Origin of the sequence: Streptomyces sp. Y1 (genome assembly GCF_041053115.1) — a bacterium.
Classification (GTDB): domain Bacteria; phylum Actinomycetota; class Actinomycetes; order Streptomycetales; family Streptomycetaceae; genus Kitasatospora; species Kitasatospora rubellomurina.
Genome location: NZ_CP163445.1, coordinates 3,375,125 through 3,395,337 on the forward strand (window position 1 = coordinate 3,375,125; position 20,213 = coordinate 3,395,337).

Here is a 20,213-nt window from a genome sequence, read left to right on the forward strand (position 1 = left end):
CGCGTTCGGCCTGCCGCTCGGCCTCGCGCTGGGCGACGAGTTCGGCGGCGCCGATGCGGAAGTTCCTGGTGCGGTTCTCGCTCATCGGGGTCCTCGTCCTCCCAGGGGCGCCGTCCCGTTCTCGGGGTCATCGCCGTCGTCGCGGTACGGGTCGTCGTCGTGGGCGTGGGGGGCTGCTCCGGGTGGTCGGAAGGCGTCCCGCAGGCTCGGGCGGGGCGGGGCCGGTTCCTCGGGTTCGGCGCGGGTGCGGCCCTCGAAGGCGTACTTGGCCTTCATCGCGACCCGGGGCAGCGCGTCGTCGAAGTCGTCCAGGGTGTGCAGCCCGGTGGGGCCGGTGGCGCCGAGGAAGCTGGGGCGGCTGGCGCGGCGGTTGATGCGCAGGGCCTGGTCGCTGAGGTCGGTCAGTTCGGTGTCGCGTTCGGCGCACTCCGGGTCGTCGGCGTTCCACGGTTCGAGGACGCCGACCCAGGTGGCGTCGGAGCGGTCGAAGCGGCGGACCAGTTCGCGCCGTTGCGGGTCGCGCAGCGCCCAGCGGTCGAGCAGCAGCAGGCCGGGGGCCTCGGCGTTGCCGTCGATGATCGACTCGACCTCGTCGTCGAACTCGTGCACGGTCGGCTGGAAGCCCAACTGCCGGGCGAGGCGCACCGCGTGCTGGGCGATCGGTGAGCCGGCCGGGCGGTAGGGGTGCCAGTCGGTGCGCCGGGCGCCGTAGAAGTCGGGGTTGCGGTCCGCCGGCAGCTCGCCCTGGTGGTAGGCGAGGACGGAGATCCGCAGCTGCTTGGTCGGGGCGCTGACGTTGAAGGCGCTGGGGAGGGCGTTGAAGTCGAGCCGGCGCCCGACCGGGATGACGGTTTCCTCGGCCACCTGCACGATGCGCGCGGCGAGGCGGTGCACGGCGAGTTCGTAGGCGGAGCGGAAGTAGGTGAGCTTCATCAGGGCGTACAGGCCCTCGGTGGCGTAGTCCGGCCCGAACCCGGCGTGGTTGAACTGCAGTTCGCTGGCCACCTTGGGCAGCCGGTAGCGGCTCATCGGCGCCCACAGGACGGGGACGATGCCGCTGGTGCGCTCGGCGTCGATGGTGGCCGGGTAGACCGGGCGCCGGGTGAAGGCGTGCCACTCCTGGCCGCACGGCACGCTGTTGAAGTAGCGGGGGGAGTAGAGGGGCACGAAGACGCGGCAGGTCGCCAGCTCGGCGGAGAGGCGTTCCGCCCAGAGTTCGCCCTGGTGCATGGACTCGTCCATGAACCCGACCGGCACCCCGCCCGGCAGGGTGGTCAGTTGCAGCACCGCCTCGGACAGGTCCCGGAACAGCTGCCGCACCCAGTGGTTCGGATCGCCCGCGCCCCGCGCACCGGCTTTCGGGGTGTGCGCGTAGGAGAGGAAGAAGTACGGCCGGGCGTCGTCCTCGTCCCAGCCACGGTCGTTCACACGCGCCTCCCCCGGGCCCGTAGGCAACCTGGTTCCCGCAGCCCCCGTGCGGCGGGGCTTCAGTGTAGGAACGACTGACGCCCCAATGGAATAGCACATCGACCGGTACGAATTGACATGACCGAAACGACCGCCTCGGGCGGCCGGGCCGGACTTTCGACGGACCGGTCACATGGTTTGACGAATGATCAATTCCCACATCGGCCGCGCCGACACCTCCGGCTCGGCCTCACCGTCCACGACGAGAAGCCATGCGCCCAGCCCCGGCCGGGAGAAGTCGTGGTCGTCCCCGTGCAACACCGTCACCGCGCGCGGCGCCGACGCCTCCAGCGCCCGCGCGAGCGTCGCCCTGCCCACACCCGCGCCCCCCGGTCGACGTCACCGGCATCCGCGCCCCCGCTGCCGCATCATGGACCCCGCACCCACGAAGGAAAGGCAATCACGGTGACCAAGGACCTGTCCCACCTGGAGTGGCAGAAGCCCAGCAGCGTCGACGAGAACACCCCGAACTACCTGGAGATCGCCTCCGAGGGAGACAACGTCTACATCCGCGAGAACACCAACCCGGGCCTGGTCGTCACCACCACCCGCCGCAAGCTCGACGCCTGGATCAAGGGCGCCAAGGCCGGCGAGTTCGACCACTTCATCGCCTGAGGCCGAACGCCCCTCCTCGTGCCCCCGGCGCGCCGCCGGGGGCACGAGGACGACCGCCCGGGTTCAGTCCTGGAAGGTCCACTCGTTCGTCACGTCGAGGTTGCGGAACACCGGCGGCCCGTCGCACAACCCCGCCGCCTGCGCGGCGAATTCGGTCGTCTCCGGGCGGTCGGAGTTCTCCATCGCCTTCTCGTACGACGGGAACTCCACGATGTTCAGGTACACGTTCTCGCGGTCGCGGTCGCGGGTCTGCAGGGACCACGTCGCCAGGCGCCGGCCCGCGTTCCTCTCGACCCAGCTGTCCAGCAGGGCGTTGAACTCGTCGATGCGACTCGTCTTGTATTCGATGATCTGAACGAACTTCACGGTCCAGCCTCCTCGGTTCCAGCGGCACGGCAGCCGACTGCTCGCGCCAGCGTCGGTCAGGGGCGGGCGACGGGCGAGGAGCCTCGCCGGGGTCGGGCGGGTCTCCCCACCCGCCGGGGAGCGGAGGACCGCCGTACGGACGAGCCGGTGGCACGGGAATATCCGGTGGCATCGCCCCGGACCCCGCGGCGAAGATCGCGTCATGCCTGCCTTCCTCGAAACCGACCGGCTCACCCTGCGCCCGTTCACCGAAGCCGACGCCGACCACCTCTTCGCACTGGACAACGACCCCGAGGTGATGCGTTACATCAACGGCGGCAAGCCGACCGCCCCGGAGACCGTCCGGGCGAAGGTCCTGCCCCGCCTCCTCCACGACCACCCCTGCACCGGCGCCCGCGGCTTCTGGGCCGCCGAGGAGCGGGCCACCGGCACCTTCCTCGGCTGGTTCGAGTTCCGCCCCCTCGACGACCGCTCCCCCGCCGTCGTCGAACTCGGCTACCGCCTCAACCGGGCCTCCTGGGGCCGGGGTTACGCCACCGAGGGCTCCCTCGCCCTGATCGACAAGGGCTTCACCGAGCTCCGCACCGAGCGCGTCACCGCCAACACCATGGCCGTGAACTCCGGCTCCCGCCGCGTCATGGAGAAGTCCGGCCTGACCTTCCTCCGCAGCTTCTTCGGCGACTGGCCCGACACCATCCCCGGCTCCGAGCACGGCGAGGTCGAGTACGAGCTGACCCGCGCCCAGTGGGAGCAGCGCCGCTGAGCCCGTGCGCAGGAAGTCGGCCCAGCCGACTTCCTGCGCACCACGTCCCTACCCGACCAGGCGGCGGCGCCAGTCCAGCGGCGTCACGGTGATCGCCCGGGACGGGTCACCGTTCCACTCGACGGGCAGGCCGACCGCTTCCACCGCGGCCACGACCTCCCGGCCGATGGCCGCCGTGGTGCCGGCCGAGCCGTCGAAACCGCCGTAGAGGAGCGTCAGGCCGTGCCCGGCGGCGGCGGAGTCCGTGCACTGGGCGTGGAAGTAGACGAAGCCGCGCGCGTCGGGCCCGCCCTCGGCGCCGATCTCGCCCTGGCCGCAGCCGCGGCAGCAGGTGAAGTTCTCGCGGGCGGTGATCCCGGTCCCCTCCAGCGCGGCGAACGCGCGGGTCAGCCGCTCGGGGTCGGTCTCGCCCCGCCACGCGGCCTGCTCCTCGACGCGTTCCAGCCACAGCCGGTCGGCCAGCACCCGCGCCTGCTCGCGCGAGACCGGGCGGCGGTCCTCGGTGACCAGGTGCTCCTCGGCCAGCTCGGCCAGTTCGGCACGCGAGGCGTAGCCGCCGACCAGCACCTCGCGCACGCGCGCCTCCAGCTCCGCGCGCTCGTCCTCGGCGAGGTCGAGCGGCGGCACCTCGCCGACTGGTCCCAGGTCCAGCGGCGACCAGTCCACCCCGGCGCCCCAGCCGTCCGCGCGGGCGGCCCAGCCGGCGAGCACCGCGACCACGGCCTCCGGGCCGTCGACCCTCGCCTCGAAGTGCCGGTCGGCGGCACCGTCGCGGTGCTCCAGCGTGTAGTCGCCGCCGGCCTCGTGCCACACCTGGGCGAAGACGTCCGGCAGGTCGGGTACCCGCTGCAGCACCAGGAACCGGTCGCCGTCCGCACCGATCCGCCGGACCAGCCCGGCCAGCTCCTCGGCGGACACGCGGACGCGCCGCTCCCGGTTCTCCGTCTCCACCACGATCTCCAGCACGATCTCCAGCATGCGCAGACTCTGGCACACCCCTCTGACGGCCTGCTGGGCGGCTGGTTCGAGGACGGCGAGGGCAACCTGATCGGCCTGTTCCGGCGGCGGCAGGACCCGCCCTGCCCGGCCCCCCTACGCGGGAAGTCGGCCCGTCCGACGTCCAGCGTCGCGCGGCCTCGGAGCCAGCGCCGCGCGCAGCGCCGGGGTGAGGATGCGCCGGGCCTCGGAGGGGCTGAGGGCGGCCGGGGTGGGCAGGGGGTTGAGGTAGCGGGTGTAGATGAGGCCGCCGAGGACCGTCACCACGGCCGTGGCGCGGGCGGTCGCGTCCCGGCCGCCGAGGAATTCACCGAGCCGGGCCAGCAGCTCGCGTTCCAGGTACTCGCGGATCACCTCCGCGGCCTCCACGCCCTGCCCGGTGAGCCGGCGGAACTCGGCGTCCTCCCACAGCCCCGTCACCGCGTCGACCAAGCGCTCGGGGAGGGTGGCCGGGTCGCCGCCGAGGACGGCCTCCACCGCCAGCGCGTCGGCGCACTGGAACTGCATGACCTCGGCGAACAGGCCCTTCTTCGAGCCGAAGTGGTACGCGATCAGCGCCGCGTCGACCCCGGCCGCCCCGGCCACCGCGCGCAGCGTGGTGCCCCGGTAGCCGCGCTCCAGGAACAGCGCGCGGGCCACCGGGACGATCGACTCGCGGGTCCGCGGGTTGCCGCGGGGACGGCCCCGGGGGCGGGCGGGGGCGGGGGCGTCGTTATTCATCGGCGTTGAGCCTGCTTCGCGTGGTCGGCACAGTCAAGGGCGTTCCGCCAGCCACCCGAACGGATGAACCCACACCATGCGCATCGCAGTCTTCGGCGCCAACGGGCCGACCGGCCGCCGGCTCACCGACCAGGCCCTCGCCGCCGGCCACGAGGTCGTCGCCGTCACCCGCCGCGCCGGTTCCCTCGCCGCGCGGCCCGGCCTCACCGTGGCCGTCGCCGACGCCACCGACCCGGCCGCCGTCTCCGCCGCCCTCGACGGCACCGACGCCGTCCTCTCCGCCCTGGGCGCGCGCTTCAGCAAGGACACCATCACCACCTACTCGGCGAGCGCCACCGCCATCACCGGGGCCATGGCCCACCACGGCATCGAGCGGCTGCTCGCCGTCAGCTCCAGCATCGCCGACCCGCACTGGCGCCCCACCGGCGCCCACTTCTTCAACCACGTGCTCGACCCGCTGGTGAACCGCCGCCTCGGCCGCACCCTCCACGAGGACATGCGGCGCATGGAGTCCCTGATCCGCGCCACGGACCTGGAGTGGACCCTCGTCCGGCCCTCGGGCCTCTTCGACCACCCCGCCGTCACGGCCTACCGCACCGCCGAGACCAGCGCGGACGGCGTCTTCACCGCCCGCGCCGACCTGGCCGCGAGCATGCTGCGCGAGCTCGCGGAGCGGCGGTACGTCCGTACGGCCATGGGCGTCATCACCACGGCCGTGAAGCCGAATATCGCCAAACTGATCTGGAACGAGGGCATGAAGAAAAAGTGAACGGATCCATTTCCTCCGCCTCCGCCTCCATCGTCACCCCCACCGCCACGGAAAATCGGGCGATCGGGCGATCGGGCGATCGACGCCGATTCGGCCAACCGTCCGTACACATCGCGTCAGCATGCGACCCGCCCATTCCCCGTGCCGACTTGACCGGCGCACGCTGAGGCCATGAATGCGATTCACGGCACCACGAAATCGGCCCGGATGCGTCGGCTTTCCGTCGTCGCACTCGGCGTCCTGGCGACCGCGATCGGCCTGGCCGCTCCCGCCGACGCGGCGGGCGACTACGGCTCCAAGATCTTCTCCATCAACGACCCGTACTTCGAGGCGACCGACTCGAACGGCACCTTCACCGCCCAGGTCTCGTACGGCAACGGCAACCCGGTCGCGCTCTCCTTCCGGCTCAGCGCCTACCTGGTGGGCATCTCGACGTCCCCGATGACGTGTACGTCCTGGCAGTTCAGGAACGGCGCGTTCACCGGCACCAGCGACAACCACGCGAACATCCCGACGAGCTACTTCTGGCACTGGACGTTCCCCACGAACTACCTCGGCGACAACATGCAGGCCAGCGGGAACTGCAGGTTCAGGGTGAACGTCAACGGGAATTCCGGAACCGCGAACGTCAACTTCCGGTTCGACTACGTCGTGGGCGACGGCGGCCTCCCGCCCTTCGCCCCCACCAAGCCCGGCGGTGAAAAGAATCCCTTCACCGCCGCCGTCACGATCGACTGACGATCGACCGAAAACAGGCGGGCGGAATTCCGCCGCGCTGATAGCGTGGCGGAATGACGATCCTCAGCACCTGGAGCCCGGTCGGCACGCCGGCCGGCGGCGTGCCGACCGGGCTCGCGGACGCCTGCCTGCGGGTCGGCCGGGACCTGCTGGGAACGATCCCGGAGCGGCTTCCCGCCGGGTTCCGCTGGATGCTCGCGGAGGAGGGCCCGGACGGCCTGCCGGCGGGGCCGGCCCTGGGGTGGTGGGCGGGGGAGCCACTGTTCTGGCGGGGCGTGGACGTGACGCTCCCCGACGCCCGGCTCGCCCTCTTCGTGGCGGACCTCGTCCAGGACCACCTCACCGGCTACGCATTCGTCCAGTGGCCCGAATGCCCCGGCCACACCCACCCGTTGGAACCGGTGGCGGACGCCGGGGAGGCCTGGTGGCGCTGCCCCGCCTCGCACCGGAAGCTCAGCCCGATCGGCCTGCTCGCCGGACCGGCACCGGCGTAGCGCGGAGGGTCAGGCGGCCAGCAGGCGGGTGGCGAGGTCGACGGCCTCGCGGACGGGGACGAGACGGGCGGTGGTGCCGCCCAGGGGCGCCGTGGTGACGCCGGGGAGGTCGGCGAGGACGCGGGCGCCGAGGTCGGCGAAGTGCAGGTCGTCCAGGTCGGGGGCCCGGAAGGTGGTCCAGCCGTCCGCCGTCACGCAGCGGTACTCGCGGCGGACGACGCCGGGTTGGCGCAGGTCCGCGAGGTGGAAGGCGGTGAAGTTGGCCATCCGGACGCCGAGCATCAGCACCCGCGCGTCCAGCTCGTAGAGCCGCCCGAGCGGCGAGTCGGGGCCGAGGTGGGAGGTGAGCGGGTGCCGGGCGGTGATCTCCTCGGCCCGGAGCCCGATGGCCGCCCAGGAGGTCTGCGGGTGGCTGCTGCGCACCGCGCCGGGCCGGGTGCGGACCGCCTCCGACAGCGCCCCCATCGTCGGCGAGCACGGGGTGGCGGCCGGGTCGAAGCGGGGCATCCGGGCCTCGTACGCGGCGCGCTCCGCCGCCGACAGGCCCGCGACGGCGGCCTGGTGGACGCGCGAGGTCGAGGAGTTCTCGGGCGTCGCGGTGTACGCCACCAAGGTCCCTTCCTCGCCCAGGACTTCGAGCAGGGCGTCGACGACCGCCGCCGCCCCGCCCGCCACCGGCCCGAGGGCCCGCAGCGAGGCCTGGACGTGCAGCACCATGCCGGGGCGGACGCCCAGCTCGGTGAAGGCGGCGGCGAGCGCGGCAGCGGAGATCACGGCACATCCCCCTCGAATCGAACTTCTCGAACTTCGAGAACTTCTCGGACTTCTCACACTTCTCAGGCCTCTCAGGCCTCTCAGGCCTCTCAGGCCTCTCAGGCCTCGACCGGCTGGAGCCGGACCCTGATCCGCTCGGCGTCCCGCTCCGCCGCGGCGGGCAGCGGTACGGCGAGCCACGGTGTCAGGCTCTCCCGCATCCCGTCCGCGAAACGCGCCCCGAGCGCCGTCAGCGCGCCCGACCCGGCCAGCCGCTCGACCGCCTCCGCCGTGTACCGCCGCCAGAGCGCGAACTGCGCCCGGGCCCGCTCGGCGGCGTCCCCCGGCAGCCCGTCGTACGCGGCGGTCCGGGTGCCCCAGTACTCGGTCACCGCCAGGTGCGCGTACGTGCCCTGCAGCAGGCCCTCCAACGGCCGCGGGTCGGGCCGCCACGGCGCGAAGTACAGCCGGTCGTCGGCGCGGTCGTACAGGTCGTACAGGTCCAGCACCGCGCCCAGCTTCACGTGCTGGAACTCGTGCGCGAGCAGCAGCGCCAGCGTCGGGGCCGTCGACGGCCGGGCGATCGCGACCGCCCCGTACGCCTGCCGCGCCGCCGAGCTGACGTCCCGCCCGGCCGGCCCGGGCCGCAGCGGGGTGATCGTGGTCAGGCCCGCCCGCAGGCCTTCCGCGTAGCCCGGCAGGTCCCGCCCGAGCAGCTCCCAGGCCTCGCGCAACGCGCCCGTCCAGTCGAGCAGTTCACCCGCCGGGAGCCGCCCGGCGACCGCGTGGTCGTGGCTGTCGCGCAGCGGGTCGACGTCCTCCAGCGCGACGGTCCACCCCCCGGCCAGCCGGACCCGCCGCAGCGGCTCGTCCAGCTCCCCGCGCTCCGAACCGTCCGCGGCCCGCACCCGGAACCCGTCCGCCAGCCCGGTGACGACGGCCTCCCCGTCCGGCACCGCGACCCGCCCGAGCGTCGGCAGGTGCAGCCACCCGCCGCGCACCGGCACCGCCACCTGCACCGCCTCCCCCAGCCCGGCCCGCCCGGCCCGCACCGCCGCGGCCGCCGCGAGCGCGGCCAGCGGCCCGAGCCCCACCGACAGGTCCCCGGCGAGCCGCCGCGCCGCCCAGGCCCGCGCGTACGGGTGGGCGAGCACGGCGTCGACGGCGGCGGGAGCCTCGGCGTCGAGCGCCGCGAGCAGCGCCCACGCCTCCCCACGCCCGCGCCCGGACGCGTCCCACGCGGCGGCCAGCATCGCCCGGGTCAGGGCGAGCTGGGCGCGCGACAGCGCCCGCACGGTGTCGCCGTCCCCGTACCCGCGGGCGAGTTGGTCCAGGTGCGCCGGGTCGAGCGGGGACGGTCGCACCGGCTCCCCGCCCTGCGCCGGGACGGGCGCGGAACTTCCTTGTCCCGCAATGCCGTTGATGAGCTTCATGAGGTCCCCGCAGTAGACGGAGGGATGGTCGAAGCCGCCGCTTCCATGGTGGCTGCGGTAGCGGTGGGCGTACAGCCCGCCGCCGCAGGAACGCACCACCGGGCAGCTGCGGCAGGTGTCACTGAGCCCGGCGAGGCCCGATTGACGGGCGGCGATACCGGGGTGCCGGGCGAGGTCGTCGAGGCTGTGCCGGAAGACGTCCATACCGGTGGCGGGCGCCCCGTCGTAGGCGGTCTTCAGGCTGTCGGCCTGCTCGAAACTGCCGTCCGTCTCGATCACGGCGAGGTCGGAGGGCTCGAGCCCGAGCGATTCGGTGAGGCTGGAGAGCCCGCGCCGGGTGCGGTGCACGGATTCGAAGGTCCGGACGGCGAACGGCCGCCGGTCCGCCTCCCACAGCTCGTGGACGGTGAGCAGCCAGTCCGCGTACGGGGTGGTGCCCCGGCCGGAGGGGCGTTTCGGCGGATCGTCCCAGGTGGCGTGCGGCAGCAGGAAGTCGACGGCGGGGGGCTGGAGTTCGGCGAGCGCGCGGTACACGGCGACCGGGTCGTTCTCGACGTCGATCGTGCACAGCAGCCCGGCGTACAGGTGCTGGTACGACGGCTCGCGCAGCAACGCCACGGCCCGCAGGACCTGCGGGTGGCTGCTGCGCCCGTCCGCGAAGCGCCGGTGGCGGTCGTTCGCGGCCCGGTCGCCGTCCAGGGAGATGCCGACCCGGACGCCCAGTTCCGCGAAGAGCTCGCAGAACGAGCGGCTGAGCAGCACGCCGTTGGTGTGGATGCGCAGGTCGAGGGCGCAGCCGGGCGGGAGCGCCGCCCGGAGCGCCTCGGCGGCGCGGCGGAGCCGGTCCGGGCCGGCGAGCAGGGGTTCTCCCCCGTGCAGGACGACCCGGACGGCGGTCAGCCGGTGCGCGGCCGCGTGTTCGCCGATCCGCTCGGCGGTCTTGGCCAGGATCTCGTCCCCCGTCGCCCTGGGGCGGGTGCGCCAACTGCTGTCCGCGTGCTCGTAGACGTAGCAGTGGTCGCAGGCGAGATCGCACCGGCTGTGCATCTTGAGCACGAATTGCGTCAGTGGCACCGGAATTCGTGTCGGCATGGGCCTGGTGATGGTCTGCGGCGTTCTCGTGTGGTCGGCTCGGCCTGGGTCCGGTCGGTGTGAGCGGCCGGGTCAGATCGAGGAGTTGAAGGCGGCGACCGGCACGCGGCCGGAGTCGGCGCCGGGGAGCGCGCGCTGCAGCCGGGTGGCGAGTTCCTCGGCGCCGAGGGCGGCGAGATCGGCGAGGGAGGTGCGCTCCGGCGTCTCCTGAGTGTCAGTGAGGTTGCCGGCCGGCCTGGTGCTGGTTACCGGAGTCATATTCGTTTCCTTAGGCGCGGTTAGGACCTGCCGAGGGCGGGTAGGCCACCCGGTTGCGACTTAATGTAGTGCCCGTGCGGACTCCGCGCGGCACCTTGTGTCCTCAAGTTCGTCCGCCCGGCCGGTCGGCGCAGTACGGCGGCGCCCGGCGCCCCGAGAATTCACCCGTTCAGCGGTCGCGCACTTCGCTTCGGCGCGCGCCGAAGCGCGTTGTTCGGAGCTGGCGTTCGAACCATCCCCGGTCGCCCGGACCGGCACACCCGGAATCCGGACCTCACCGGAGCCGGGGTGCCCCGGCGCTCACCGTGTCGCCGCCGATCCGTCCAGCGCGTGGACGGCGCGCACCAGCTCCTCGGTGAACTCCCTTCCTTGCGCGGTGAGTTCACCGGACTCCAGCAGGGTCCGGCCGGCTGCCAGGGTGTGCGTGCGCCAGCAGGTGAACTCCCGTTCCGCGCGGGCCGGTTCGCTCTTCCCGGCGGCCAGTTCGGCGGCCCAGAAGTCCGCGACCCCCAGGTGTGCGTACGTCCCCTGCAGCAGGGCGCCGACCGGGCGCAGGTCGGGCCGCCACGGGGCGTGGTAGACGGCGGCGCCGTTCGGGCGGTGCAGCGGCACCAGGTCCAGCAGGGCGCCGAGTTGAACGTGCAGGAACTCGTGCACCAGGGCCAGCGCCAGCAGCACCGGCTCCCCCGGCAGCGAGGCCGCCACCGCGCCGTACGCCCGCCGGGCGGCGGCGCTGACCGCCTCGCCGCCGGGCGCCGGGCGCAGTGGCACGATCACGCCGACGCAGGCCGCGACCGCCGCCGCGTGCCGCCGGTGGCGCCGCACCAGGATCCGCCAGGCCTGCTCCAACTCGTCGGCCCACTGATCGAGTTCGGCATCGGACAGCGGACCGGCCGGCGGCCGGCCGTAGTCCACCCGGTGCGTCCCGGCGTGCTCGACGGTCGGCGCCCAGCGCAGCCCGTCGCACTCCAGCTCCAGTCGCAGCGCGGACGAGGGCGCGGCCCGCAGGAGCTCGCCCAGCCCGTCCAGCGGGACGGCCTCACCGGCCGCGAGGCCGCGCAGGCAGTCCGCCGCCCAGGCGTCCAACTCCGGCCGCAGCAGGGCCTCCTCCCAACGCGGCCGGTCGTCCCGCTGCAGCGCGCACACCCGGGCGTAGGCCGTGCGGTAGTCCCGGTCGCCCGGCGCGGCCCGGCGCAGCGCCAGCAGCAGCAGCGCCCGCTTGCTCAACTGCCCGGCGCGCAGCAGCCGGACGGCCTCCGGACCGCCGCGGGCGGCGGCGATCGCCCGGAACGTCGCCCGGTCCACCCCGTGCCGCGGCAGCCCGTCCGCCGCCCGCGCACCCGGCACCCCGGCCGCCTCCGCCGCCGCCACCGTCTCGCTTCCACCAGCCACCGGTCGTCCTCCTCCTGCTCCGGCCCGCTCCGGCCAACCCGCCGCGCCCGCCCGCAGTTTCCCCGCCCGGCCGCGGATCAGCCGATCCGGTGCCGCACATGACCCGAACGGGCGAGCGGCCCCCTCGGGCACCCCGACCACGGCCTCGGGCGCCGCGCATCCTACCGAGCGGCGCACCTGCCGTGACGGTCCATCAGCGCCCAGTCCCGGCGGCCGCGCTAGACCCGCGCCCGCGCCACCTTCGCCACTCCCGCCCGCAGCCGTCCGGCGATGTGCCGGATCAGCCGGTCGAGGTCCGCGCAGTACACGGACGGGTGCCCGAACCCCCCACCGACCCCACCGCCCGCGTACCGGTGCGCATACAGCCCGCCGCCGCACACCCGGACCAGCGGGCAGTCGCCGCACACCGGCGCGAGCCCGGCGAGCCCGTGCTGCCGGGCCCGGAACGCCGGGTGCGCGGCCGCCGCGTCGAAGTCGTGCCGCCAGACGTCGAGCCCCGTCCCGGCCGCCCCCTCGTAGGCGACCTTCAGGCTGTCCACCTGCTCGATCGTGCCGTCCGCCTCGACGACGACCAGGTCGACGGGCGCGAGCCCGACCGCCTCGCTGGCGGCCCGCCCGCCGAGCAGCAGCACGGACAGCTCCTCGAACAGCCGCACCCCGGTCTCCCGGCGCGGCGCGTCGTACCAGCGGTCGAAGGCGGCGATCAGCCACTCCCCGTACGGCGCCGGCTCCTCCCCGGACGGCGGGGCGCCGGGCACCGTCCGCCGGTGGACGCCGGGTGGCGGGGCGGCCCAGGTGGCGTGCGGCAGCAGCAGGTCGATCCGGGGCGGGGCGAAGTCCACCAGCGCCTGGTAGGTGGCCACCGGGTCGGCGGCGAGGTCGACGACGCACAGCAGCCCGGCGAACAGGTCCCGGTGCGGGGCGGAGCCGAGCAGCCGTACGGCCTCGGCCGTCCGGGCCCAGCTGCCGGCGCCGGAGGGCAGCAGCCGGTGCCGGTCGTGGTCGGCGCGGGTGCCGTCGATCGACACGCCCACGGCGACGCGGTGCCGGTGCAGCACGTCGAGCAGCGCCGGTTCGTCGAGCAGCCTCAGCCCGTTGGTCTGCAGGCTGAACCGCACTCGCGGCCCGGCTCCGGCCAACTCCCGCAACAGCGCGTCGAGATGGGCGGCGCCGACGAGCAGCGGTTCACCGCCGTGCAGGACCACGGTCACCTCGTCGAGCCCGTGTGCGGCGGCGTGCTCGGCGATCCGGCGGGCGGTGCGGCTGACGGTCGGCAGCTCCATCCGGCGCGGCCGCCGCCGCCAGCTCTGGTCGGCGCCCTGGTACACGTAGCAGTAGTCGCAGGCCAGGTTGCACCGACTGTGGATCTTCAGCAGGAACTGCCGGAACGGCACCATGCGCGCGAGCCTAGTGCCGGCCGGGAGCCCCTGCTGACCATCCGTCATCACGCTTCACACGTGCGGCGGCTCCACGTCCGAGTCCAGCCTGGTCCCGGCCTTGACGGCCTTCGTGGTCGGGTGGTCGTTGCCGAGCGTCACCTGGGCCCGCCGGATGCAGTCGTTGCGCAGCTTGGCGGCCCGCTCGGTCTGCCCGACCGCGGCGAGCGAGAGCGCCAGGTTGGAGTTGATGCCGATGGAGTCGTAGTGGTCCCGGCCGAGCGCCTCGACCATCAGCGGCGCGGCCTCCAGTTCGAGGGCGAGCGCGGCCTCCGTCTCCCCGCTCAGGGCGAGGTCGTTGGCGTGGTTCATCATCGCGATCGGGATGTACAGGTGGTGCTCGCCGAGGACGCGGCGGAACTGCGCCAGGGTGCGGCCGGACAGCTCCCGGGCCTCGTCGACCCGCCCGACCAGCCGCAGGTAGACGGAGAGGTTGTTGGCGCCGGCCAGGGTCACCGGGTGGTCCTCGCCGAGGTAGTCGCGGTAGCGGGCGAGGGCGCGTTCGGCGAGCGGGATGGCCCGCGCGGTCTCGCCGAGCGCGTTGAAGTCGCTGGCCAGGTTGGTCGCGGCGGCCAGGGTGTCCGGGTGCTCCGGGCCGTTGATGTCCAGGTAGCGCTGGTAGATGTCCTGGTCGATCTCCACGGCCTCGTGGTAGCGGCCGTCCCGGCGCAGGGCGACGGCGAGGTTCTTGCGGGCGCGCAGGGTGTCGGTGTGGTTGTCGCCGATGGTCTGCTGGTACGTCCGGACGGTCTCCTCCAGCAGGTCCAGGGCCTCCCGCAGCCGCCCGGTCTCGCGCAGGTCGCGGGCGTAGTTGGAGGCGGAGGACAGCGCGTAGAGGCTGTGCGCGCCGAGTGCGTCGCGCTGCTGGAGGTAGTTGCTGCGGTGGCGTTCCAGCGCGGCCCGCCGGTCGCCGGCCAGGTAGTCGGACACCGCGAGGTTGTTGGTGATCATCAGGGTGCGCGGGTGGTCCGGGCCGAGGGTGCGCCGGGCGGCTTCCAGGGTCCGGCGGTCGAGCGCGCGGGCCTCGTCGTAGCGGCCGAGGAAGCGCAGGTCGGCGCCGAGGCTGTTGGCGACGGCGAGGGTGTGCGAGTGCTCGGGGCCGAGGGTGGCGGTGAAGCGCTCCAGGATGTCCCGGTCCATCTCGTACGCCTCCTGGAGGGCGCCCTGGGAGCGGCGGATGTTGCTGAGCTGGGTGCGCAGCATCAGGGTCTGGGCGTCGTCGTCGACGTTGAAGTCCGGCCCGCCGTAGCCGTCCTGGCGCCAGTGCCGCAGGGTGCGCTCGGCGAGTTCCCGGCCGGCCTCGTGCAGGCTGCGCTTCCACTGGTAGCGGACCGAGTCGATGATCCACTGCCGGACGTCCTCGTCGGCGCTGTCGACGGCCCCGGACGGCCACAGGTGGGGCAGCAGTTCGGCGTACTCGGCCCAGTCGGCGGGCACGTCCGGGTCGCCGGGGTTGGCGGCGGCCAGCGCGGCGTGCACGACCTCGCGCAGTTCGGCCTGCCGCTCCTCGCCGACCTGGTCGCGCAGCACGGCCTGGACGAGCCGGTGGACGGTGATGGTCTCGCTGCCCTGGTCGGTGCGGGCGAGCCCGAACCGGCTGATGGCGCGCAGCAGCTCGCCGATCGCGAGCTTGTCGCGCGGGGCGCGCGGGGCCAGCCGCAGGGCGCGGACGACGGCCCGGCTGTAGAGCAGCCGCATCGGGATGGCGTCCGGCCCGAGGAAGGCGCAGATCTCCAGGATCTGGGCGGCCGGCTCGTTCATCCGGCGCAGTTCCTGGACCGAGATGCGCAGCGTCGCGGCGGCGGAGTGCGGGTAGTCGGCGGCGTGCAGCGCGGTGCGTTCGAGCATCTCGGTGAGCGCGCGGTCGAGTTCGCCGAGGTAGTCGGCGATCCGCATCGGCGTCTCCTGGAGCCAGACGGCGGCCTGGCCCACGGCCAGCGGCAGGTCGCCGAGCCGGGCGGCGATCTGCTCGGCGTCGTCCTGGCTGAGGCCGGTGTTGAAGCGGCGCAGCAGCCGCACGCTCTCCTCGCGCAGGAAGACGTCCACCTCGACCAGGCCGGCGTGCTTGGACCAGCCCTGGTTGCGGGAGGTGATCAGCACGTGGCCGCCGGCCGCGCCGGAGGGCAGCCAGGGGGCCAGTTCCTCGGGGGTGCTGGCGTTGTCGAAGACCAGCAGCCAGCGGCCGTGCGGCTGGCCGCGGCGCAGCGCGTCGAGCACCGCGGCGGCGGTGTGCGCGACGTCGTCGCTGCCCGGCACGCCGAGCTTGGGGGCGAGCTTGGCGAGTTCGGCGGGGATGTTCGCCGGGTCCTCGGCGGGCACCCACCAGACCACGTCGTAGGCGGCCTTGAAGCGGTGCGCGTACTCGCCGGCGATCTCCGACTTGCCGGCGCCGCCGAGGCCGTACAGCACCTGGCTGCGGACGGCGGCGGGCCCGCCGGTGAAGCGGTTGCGGAGCAGTTCGAGCAGTTTGCCGCGGCCGATGAAGGAGGCGTTGCGCGAGCGCACCTCCAGCACCTGCGGGGCGGTGCCGGGGAAGCGCGCCGGGGCGGCGAACTCGCCGCTGTCGCCGTCCGACTGCCGGCTGGTGCCGGGCGCCTGGCCGAACTCGTGGTAGAGCTGCGCCTCGGCGTGCACGGCGGAGGAGCGCACCAGGTCGGGCACGACGTGCCCGGCGAACGGCCGGGGCGTCGGCTCGTCCGAGTCCTGCAGCCGCAGGGCGACCAACATCGGTGCGCCGGAGGGCAGTTCGCCCCTCTGGAGGAGTTGCCAGACCTCGGCGGCGCGGGGCAGCGCGGTGTACTCGGACGAGAGCAGGGCGAGCACCCGGCCCTGCCCGTCGAGCGGCCCGGCGACCTCCGGCGGCCGGGCGCCGGTGTACGGGTCGGCGGCGTTGTGCAGCGAGGTCTGGTAGCCGAACCGGGTGAGCGTGGCGGCCGCCCATTCGGCCCACATCCGGTTCTCCGGCGCGTAGCTGACGAACACCTGCCGGGGGACGGCGCGGGCGGAGCGCAGGTACGCGGCGTAGAGCCGGCGGCGGGTCTCGGCGCCGAGCGGGCGCAGCGTGCGCACCCGCCCGTCGGTGATCCACCCGGCCAGCCGTTCGAAGGCGTTGAGCAGGCTGCGGGCCTCCTGCGGCCGGTCGGCGACGGTGGCGGGCACCTCCTCGTAGGCGTAGAACGGCTTGTACGGCACCTCGACGTCGGCCCAGTAGCCGGCCCGGCGGTCACCGGGCAGCCAGCGGCCGAGGTAGGGGGCGAAGGCCTCGCGGGCGAAGTCGCGGCCGGCCTCCAGCCGTTCCTGCTCGGCGTCCTCGACCCGCATCGGCACCGGCAGGACGCGGATCGCCCGCTCCTCGGCCTCGGCGATGGCGCGGGCGGCGTCGACGCCGCCGCGGATGTTCTGGGCGCTGAAGGTGAAGCAGTCGACGACGGTGTCGGGCATCAGCACGGTGCAGATGCCGGAGGTGTCGCTGACCCCGGTGCGGCTGTCGATCAGTACGAAGTCGTAGTTCCGGGCCCAGCGTTCGCGCAGCTCGCGCAGGAACTCGCCGCCCCGGATGTCCCGGCCGTGGTAGAAGCTGCGCCAGTTGAAGCTGGTGACGGCGGCGCCGTAGGCACCGTTCTGGCGGCCCGCGGGCAGGAAGTCGAGCCGGCCGCCGGGCGGCAGGTCGAGGGCGAGGCCGCAGATGTAGCCGTCCAGCCGGCCGGGCGCGTCGAGCCACTCGGCGGGGCCGAGGCCGGTGGGGCCGGCGGCGGTGGGCAGCGCCTGCTTGACGTAGGAGCGCAGCAGGTCGATCAGGCCGTCCGTGGAGTGGAGTTCGGGGTCGACGAGCAGCGGGTGGTAGTAGCGGTGCAGGCCGGGCGCCTCCAGGTCCCAGTCGACCACCAGGACGCGCAGGCCGCGGCTGGCGAGGATCCAGCCCACGTTGGCGAGGGCCATCGTGCGGCCGGTGCCGCCCTTGAAGGAGTAGAACGTGACGACCGAACCCGGTCCGCCGCGCTCGGGCCGTGCGTCGGGCTCAGTGGTCATCGCTCTCGTCTCCGTTCGAGGGGGCGTTGCGGTCCTGGTCGGCCCGGCGCTGCCCGGGGAGGTCGTACGGCAGGTCCAGGGTGCGTCGGCCGGGAAGGCCGGACAGATCGGATAGACCGGGCAGACCGGGCGGGGCGGGGGCGGGTCTGGGCGGGATGGCCAGGCCGGGCATCTGCGGGCCGTCGCCGGGGCCGACGCCGAAGACGGCGCCGCCTTCGCCCCAGTCGAAGTTGTCGTCCATCAGCTTGTTCTGGGCGACCGTCACCACGATGTCGAGGTCGCGGTCGAAGCTGTCCCGCCCGACCTTGACCCGGAACAGCGGGTCGGGGTCGAAGCGGCGCAGCCAGTTGCGGCGGAACACCCCGCGCACGCCGGTCCACAGCGCCTCGCGGGTCGGCCCGTCCGCCGGGTCCTGGTCGCCGCTGGGCAGCAGCACTCCGGTGACCGGGTGGTTCTGGTCGTCGTACTCGCGCAGGGCGGCCCGGTAGCGCTCGCTGCCGGCCACCCACGGGTCGACCAGCAGGACGCTGACCTGGCTGTCCTCGCGGGCCTGGTCCAGCTTCTCGCCGAGGCCGGCGTCGATCTCCTCCAGTGTGGTGGTGTGCCCGGCGGCGGTGATCACCTGCTGGGCGCGCGCCGCCAGCGAGGGCCGGGTCGGCGGGTGGTAGGGCGCCCAGTCCCAGGGCTTGGCGCCGTAGTGGGCGCCGCCCGCGGCGGCGGCCTCGGCGGCCCGGCCGGCGGCGATGAACAGCCGCACCATGCCGGGGCTGGAGGACGGCTCCGGCGTCGACACGGTCGGCGGCTGGGGCGGCGGGAAGTAGCCGCGCACCGCGCCGAGGTCGAACTCCTGCAGGTCGGCGAGCCGGCGGTCGGCGGCGACCTTCACCCGCCCGGCGACCACCCGGACGATCTTCCGGTAGGCCTCGCCGCCGGGGTCGGTGCGCAGCAGCGCGCGCAGCCCGTACCGGGCGTAGGCCTCGCCCATGTCCGGCTGGGCCCACTGGATCTTGGTGACCTCCTCGTGCAGCTCGCCCGGGGCGACGGGCTCCCAGAGCACCGGGATCAGGGCCGCGACGTGTTCGCCGTGCTGCTCGTGGTGGCGCCGGACGCGTCCGCGGAACGCCGTCCACTCCTTGCCGCAGTAGTCGCTGGCGAAGTAGGCGGGCGAGTAGAGCGCGACCAGGGCGCGGCAGCGGCCGAGCATCCGGGCGAGCTGCTGGGCCCAGTCGTCGCCGACCCGCAGCCGTTCGGTGTCCCGGTAGGCGAGTTCGTCGGCACGCGCGCCCGGCTGCATCCGGCCGAGTTCGTCGCGCAGGTCGTTGAAGAACTGGTCGACGAAGGCGTCCTCCGCCACGTAGTCCCGACGCGCGTAGCTGAAGAAGAAGTACGGCCGCTGGTCCGGCTGGTCCCCCGCGTCCTGCGCTTGCCGCTGATCCCGCTCCATCACCCGTTTCCCCCCGAACCCGACATGCCGCGACGGCGCTGGTCTCATACCCAGCATGTCGTGAACTCCACCAGCTTTACTGGGAAGTTGGCGGATTCACCCGCCACAGGGGGGTTTAACCGGGGGTCAGGCGCACGCCCGCGCTCGGGAGCGCACCCGGCGCATCGAAGCGCGCCGCGGGGGGGAACTAGAGATCGAGCGCCGACTGGAAGGCGGCGAGCGGCTCGGCGCCGGGGGTCAGGGCGTCCGCGACCACTCGGCGCAGCAGGTCGCCGAGGACGGTATCGGGGAGGGCGTCGAGTTCGTCGAGCGACAGGGCGGCGACGTCGACCAGGTCAGAGCCGAGTCCAGCGGCGGTGTCCGCACCGGTGACGCCCATCAGTCCCTCACTCGATCGCGCCGGCGCCGCGGGCTGCCTGCCGGAACGGGCAGCATCCTACACGCCGGAGGTCGTCCGTGACGGACCATCAGTTCGGCGCGGTCACGGCCCCCGAGCCTCGCCAGCCGACGCCAGAGCACGCCACAGCGCGCCACCCGTCCCCCGCCCCGCCCCGCCGCGCTACGGGCAGAGGCGCTCCACCCGCCAGCCGGTCGGGGCGGCCGGGTCGGCGAGGTAGCGGAGCCGGTCGTGCAGCCGGTTGGCGCGGCCCTGCCAGAACTCGATGCTCTCCGGGATGACGCGGTAGCCGCCCCAGAACGGCGGGACGGGTACGCCCTCGCCCTCGGGGTAGCGGCGTTCGAGGTCGGCGTAGCGCTGTTCCAGGACCTCGCGGTCGTCGACGGGGCTGGACTGCTCGCTGGCCCAGGCGCCGAGCTGGGAGCCGTGCGGGCGGGTGCGGAAGTAGGCGGCGGTCTCGTCGCGGCCGACCTTCTCGACCCGGCCCTGGACGATGACCTGGCGGGCCAGGGCGATCCAGGGGAACAGCAGGGCGGCGTGCGGGTTGGCGGCGAGTTCGGCGCCCTTCCGGGAGCCGTAGTTGGTGTAGAAGACGAAGCCGCGCGCGTCGAAGCCCTTGAGCAGGACGGTACGGGCGCTGGGCCGGCCCTCGGCGTCGGCGGTGGAGAGCACCATGGCGTTGGGCTCGACCACGCCGGAGTCGTCCGCCTCGTGGAACCAGCGGGTGAACTGGGCGATCGGGTCGGGTGCCAGCTGGCCCTCGCCGAGGCCCTCGTGGGTGTAGTGCTTGCGCATCACGGTGAGGTCCGGCCCGGGTCGGGCCTCCTCGGCCGTGACGGCCGGGGTCCGGGGGGCGGGGCTCAGGGGCGTCGACTGGGCGCGTTCCGGGGTCTGCACGCCAACATCATCCCGTACGACAAGCAACCGACGCCGCTCCATGCCGCGACCGACTGGCGAACCACGGTCGGGGATAAGGTGGCTCGCCACCGCTTGGCCGCCCGTCGTGCGGGGAATTGTCCGGTACCGAGGCATTCCGTCCCGGGGCCCCGGC

Annotated in this window: 19 protein-coding genes; 5 read left to right on the forward strand and 14 right to left on the reverse strand. The window is 73.9% G+C overall.

What is annotated here, in order from left to right; translation table 11 throughout:
* Positions 1 to 81 precede the first annotated feature (81 nt).
* Together AB2U05_RS14145 and AB2U05_RS14150 are read right to left on the reverse strand one after the other, a co-directional pair.
* Positions 82 to 1,428 carry a TIR-like protein FxsC gene (locus AB2U05_RS14145; protein WP_045692375.1) on the reverse strand — a complete coding sequence of 449 codons (1,347 nt, stop codon included), beginning with the start codon at positions 1,426 to 1,428 and terminating at the stop codon, positions 82 to 84.
* Between the two features lie 168 nt (positions 1,429 to 1,596).
* Positions 1,597 to 1,785 (reverse strand): hypothetical protein, encoded by a 189-nt coding sequence (locus tag AB2U05_RS14150; protein WP_369183385.1) that lies wholly within the window; start codon positions 1,783 to 1,785, stop codon positions 1,597 to 1,599.
* 87 nt (positions 1,786 to 1,872) lie between these two features.
* Here AB2U05_RS14150 and AB2U05_RS14155 point away from each other — a divergent pair, with 87 nt between their 5' ends.
* Positions 1,873 to 2,082: a DUF397 domain-containing protein gene (locus tag AB2U05_RS14155; protein WP_045692374.1), complete on the forward strand. Its 210-nt coding sequence runs from the start codon at positions 1,873 to 1,875 to the stop codon at positions 2,080 to 2,082.
* A gap of 63 nt (positions 2,083 to 2,145) precedes the next feature.
* On the opposite strand, the gene AB2U05_RS14160 is transcribed toward AB2U05_RS14155, so the two are convergent.
* Positions 2,146 to 2,448: a hypothetical protein gene (locus tag AB2U05_RS14160; RefSeq protein ID WP_045692373.1), complete on the reverse strand. Its 303-nt coding sequence runs from the start codon at positions 2,446 to 2,448 to the stop codon at positions 2,146 to 2,148.
* Positions 2,449 to 2,650: 202 nt separating this feature from the next.
* Here AB2U05_RS14160 and AB2U05_RS14165 point away from each other — a divergent pair, with 202 nt between their 5' ends.
* Positions 2,651 to 3,211, forward strand: coding sequence for a GNAT family N-acetyltransferase (locus tag AB2U05_RS14165; protein ID WP_369183386.1), 561 nt, complete (start codon positions 2,651 to 2,653; stop codon positions 3,209 to 3,211).
* Between the two features lie 48 nt (positions 3,212 to 3,259).
* Here AB2U05_RS14165 and AB2U05_RS14170 read toward each other — a convergent pair whose 3' ends face one another.
* Complete coding sequence (locus tag AB2U05_RS14170) at positions 3,260 to 4,177, reverse strand: hypothetical protein (protein WP_369185952.1); 918 nt, start codon at positions 4,175 to 4,177, stop codon at positions 3,260 to 3,262.
* 126 nt (positions 4,178 to 4,303) lie between these two features.
* Positions 4,304 to 4,927, reverse strand: coding sequence for a TetR/AcrR family transcriptional regulator (locus tag AB2U05_RS14175; protein WP_045692371.1), 624 nt, complete (start codon positions 4,925 to 4,927; stop codon positions 4,304 to 4,306).
* Between the two features lie 76 nt (positions 4,928 to 5,003).
* Here AB2U05_RS14175 and AB2U05_RS14180 point away from each other — a divergent pair, with 76 nt between their 5' ends.
* From AB2U05_RS14180 to AB2U05_RS14190, 3 genes are all read left to right on the forward strand, one after another.
* The gene (locus AB2U05_RS14180; RefSeq protein ID WP_369183387.1) at positions 5,004 to 5,696 is read left to right on the forward strand and encodes an NAD(P)-dependent oxidoreductase; all 693 of its coding nucleotides are present in this window, start codon (positions 5,004 to 5,006) and stop codon (positions 5,694 to 5,696) included.
* Positions 5,697 to 5,867: 171 nt separating this feature from the next.
* Complete coding sequence (locus AB2U05_RS14185) at positions 5,868 to 6,434, forward strand: hypothetical protein (RefSeq protein ID WP_369183388.1); 567 nt, start codon at positions 5,868 to 5,870, stop codon at positions 6,432 to 6,434.
* Positions 6,435 to 6,487: 53 nt separating this feature from the next.
* Positions 6,488 to 6,928: a hypothetical protein gene (locus AB2U05_RS14190; RefSeq protein ID WP_369183389.1), complete on the forward strand. Its 441-nt coding sequence runs from the start codon at positions 6,488 to 6,490 to the stop codon at positions 6,926 to 6,928.
* Positions 6,929 to 6,937: 9 nt separating this feature from the next.
* On the opposite strand, the gene AB2U05_RS14195 is transcribed toward AB2U05_RS14190, so the two are convergent.
* The 9 genes from AB2U05_RS14195 to pdxH all read right to left on the reverse strand — a co-directional run bounded on the left by AB2U05_RS14195 (position 6,938) and on the right by pdxH (position 19,957).
* A complete protein-coding gene (locus AB2U05_RS14195; RefSeq protein ID WP_369183390.1) occupies positions 6,938 to 7,702 on the reverse strand; it encodes an aminoglycoside N(3)-acetyltransferase in 765 nt (254 codons plus the stop codon).
* A 98-nt stretch (positions 7,703 to 7,800) separates the two neighbouring features.
* Complete coding sequence (locus tag AB2U05_RS14200; RefSeq protein WP_369183391.1) at positions 7,801 to 10,206, reverse strand: FxsB family cyclophane-forming radical SAM/SPASM peptide maturase; 2,406 nt, start codon at positions 10,204 to 10,206, stop codon at positions 7,801 to 7,803.
* Between the two features lie 72 nt (positions 10,207 to 10,278).
* Entirely contained in the window at positions 10,279 to 10,464 is a 186-nt protein-coding gene (gene fxsA / locus AB2U05_RS14205; protein WP_045692365.1) for an FxSxx-COOH cyclophane-containing RiPP peptide, read from the reverse strand.
* Positions 10,465 to 10,764: 300 nt separating this feature from the next.
* Entirely contained in the window at positions 10,765 to 11,856 is a 1,092-nt protein-coding gene (locus AB2U05_RS14210; protein WP_369183392.1) for an HEXXH motif-containing putative peptide modification protein, read from the reverse strand.
* A 218-nt stretch (positions 11,857 to 12,074) separates the two neighbouring features.
* Positions 12,075 to 13,253: an FxsB family cyclophane-forming radical SAM/SPASM peptide maturase gene (locus tag AB2U05_RS14215; RefSeq protein WP_369183393.1), complete on the reverse strand. Its 1,179-nt coding sequence runs from the start codon at positions 13,251 to 13,253 to the stop codon at positions 12,075 to 12,077.
* 54 nt (positions 13,254 to 13,307) lie between these two features.
* A complete protein-coding gene (fxsT, locus tag AB2U05_RS14220; RefSeq protein ID WP_369183394.1) occupies positions 13,308 to 17,321 on the reverse strand; it encodes an FxSxx-COOH system tetratricopeptide repeat protein in 4,014 nt (1,337 codons plus the stop codon).
* The gene (locus tag AB2U05_RS14225) at positions 17,311 to 18,765 is read right to left on the reverse strand and encodes a TIR-like protein FxsC (RefSeq protein ID WP_369183395.1); all 1,455 of its coding nucleotides are present in this window, start codon (positions 18,763 to 18,765) and stop codon (positions 17,311 to 17,313) included. Before AB2U05_RS14225 ends, fxsT begins: the two co-directional genes overlap by 11 nt.
* A 187-nt stretch (positions 18,766 to 18,952) precedes the next feature.
* Positions 18,953 to 19,144 (reverse strand): FxSxx-COOH cyclophane-containing RiPP peptide, encoded by a 192-nt coding sequence (gene fxsA / locus AB2U05_RS14230; RefSeq protein WP_045709912.1) that lies wholly within the window; start codon positions 19,142 to 19,144, stop codon positions 18,953 to 18,955.
* Positions 19,145 to 19,324: 180 nt separating this feature from the next.
* Positions 19,325 to 19,957 carry a pyridoxamine 5'-phosphate oxidase gene (pdxH, locus tag AB2U05_RS14235; RefSeq protein ID WP_369185953.1) on the reverse strand — a complete coding sequence of 211 codons (633 nt, stop codon included), beginning with the start codon at positions 19,955 to 19,957 and terminating at the stop codon, positions 19,325 to 19,327.
* Positions 19,958 to 20,213: the final 256 nt, after the last annotated feature.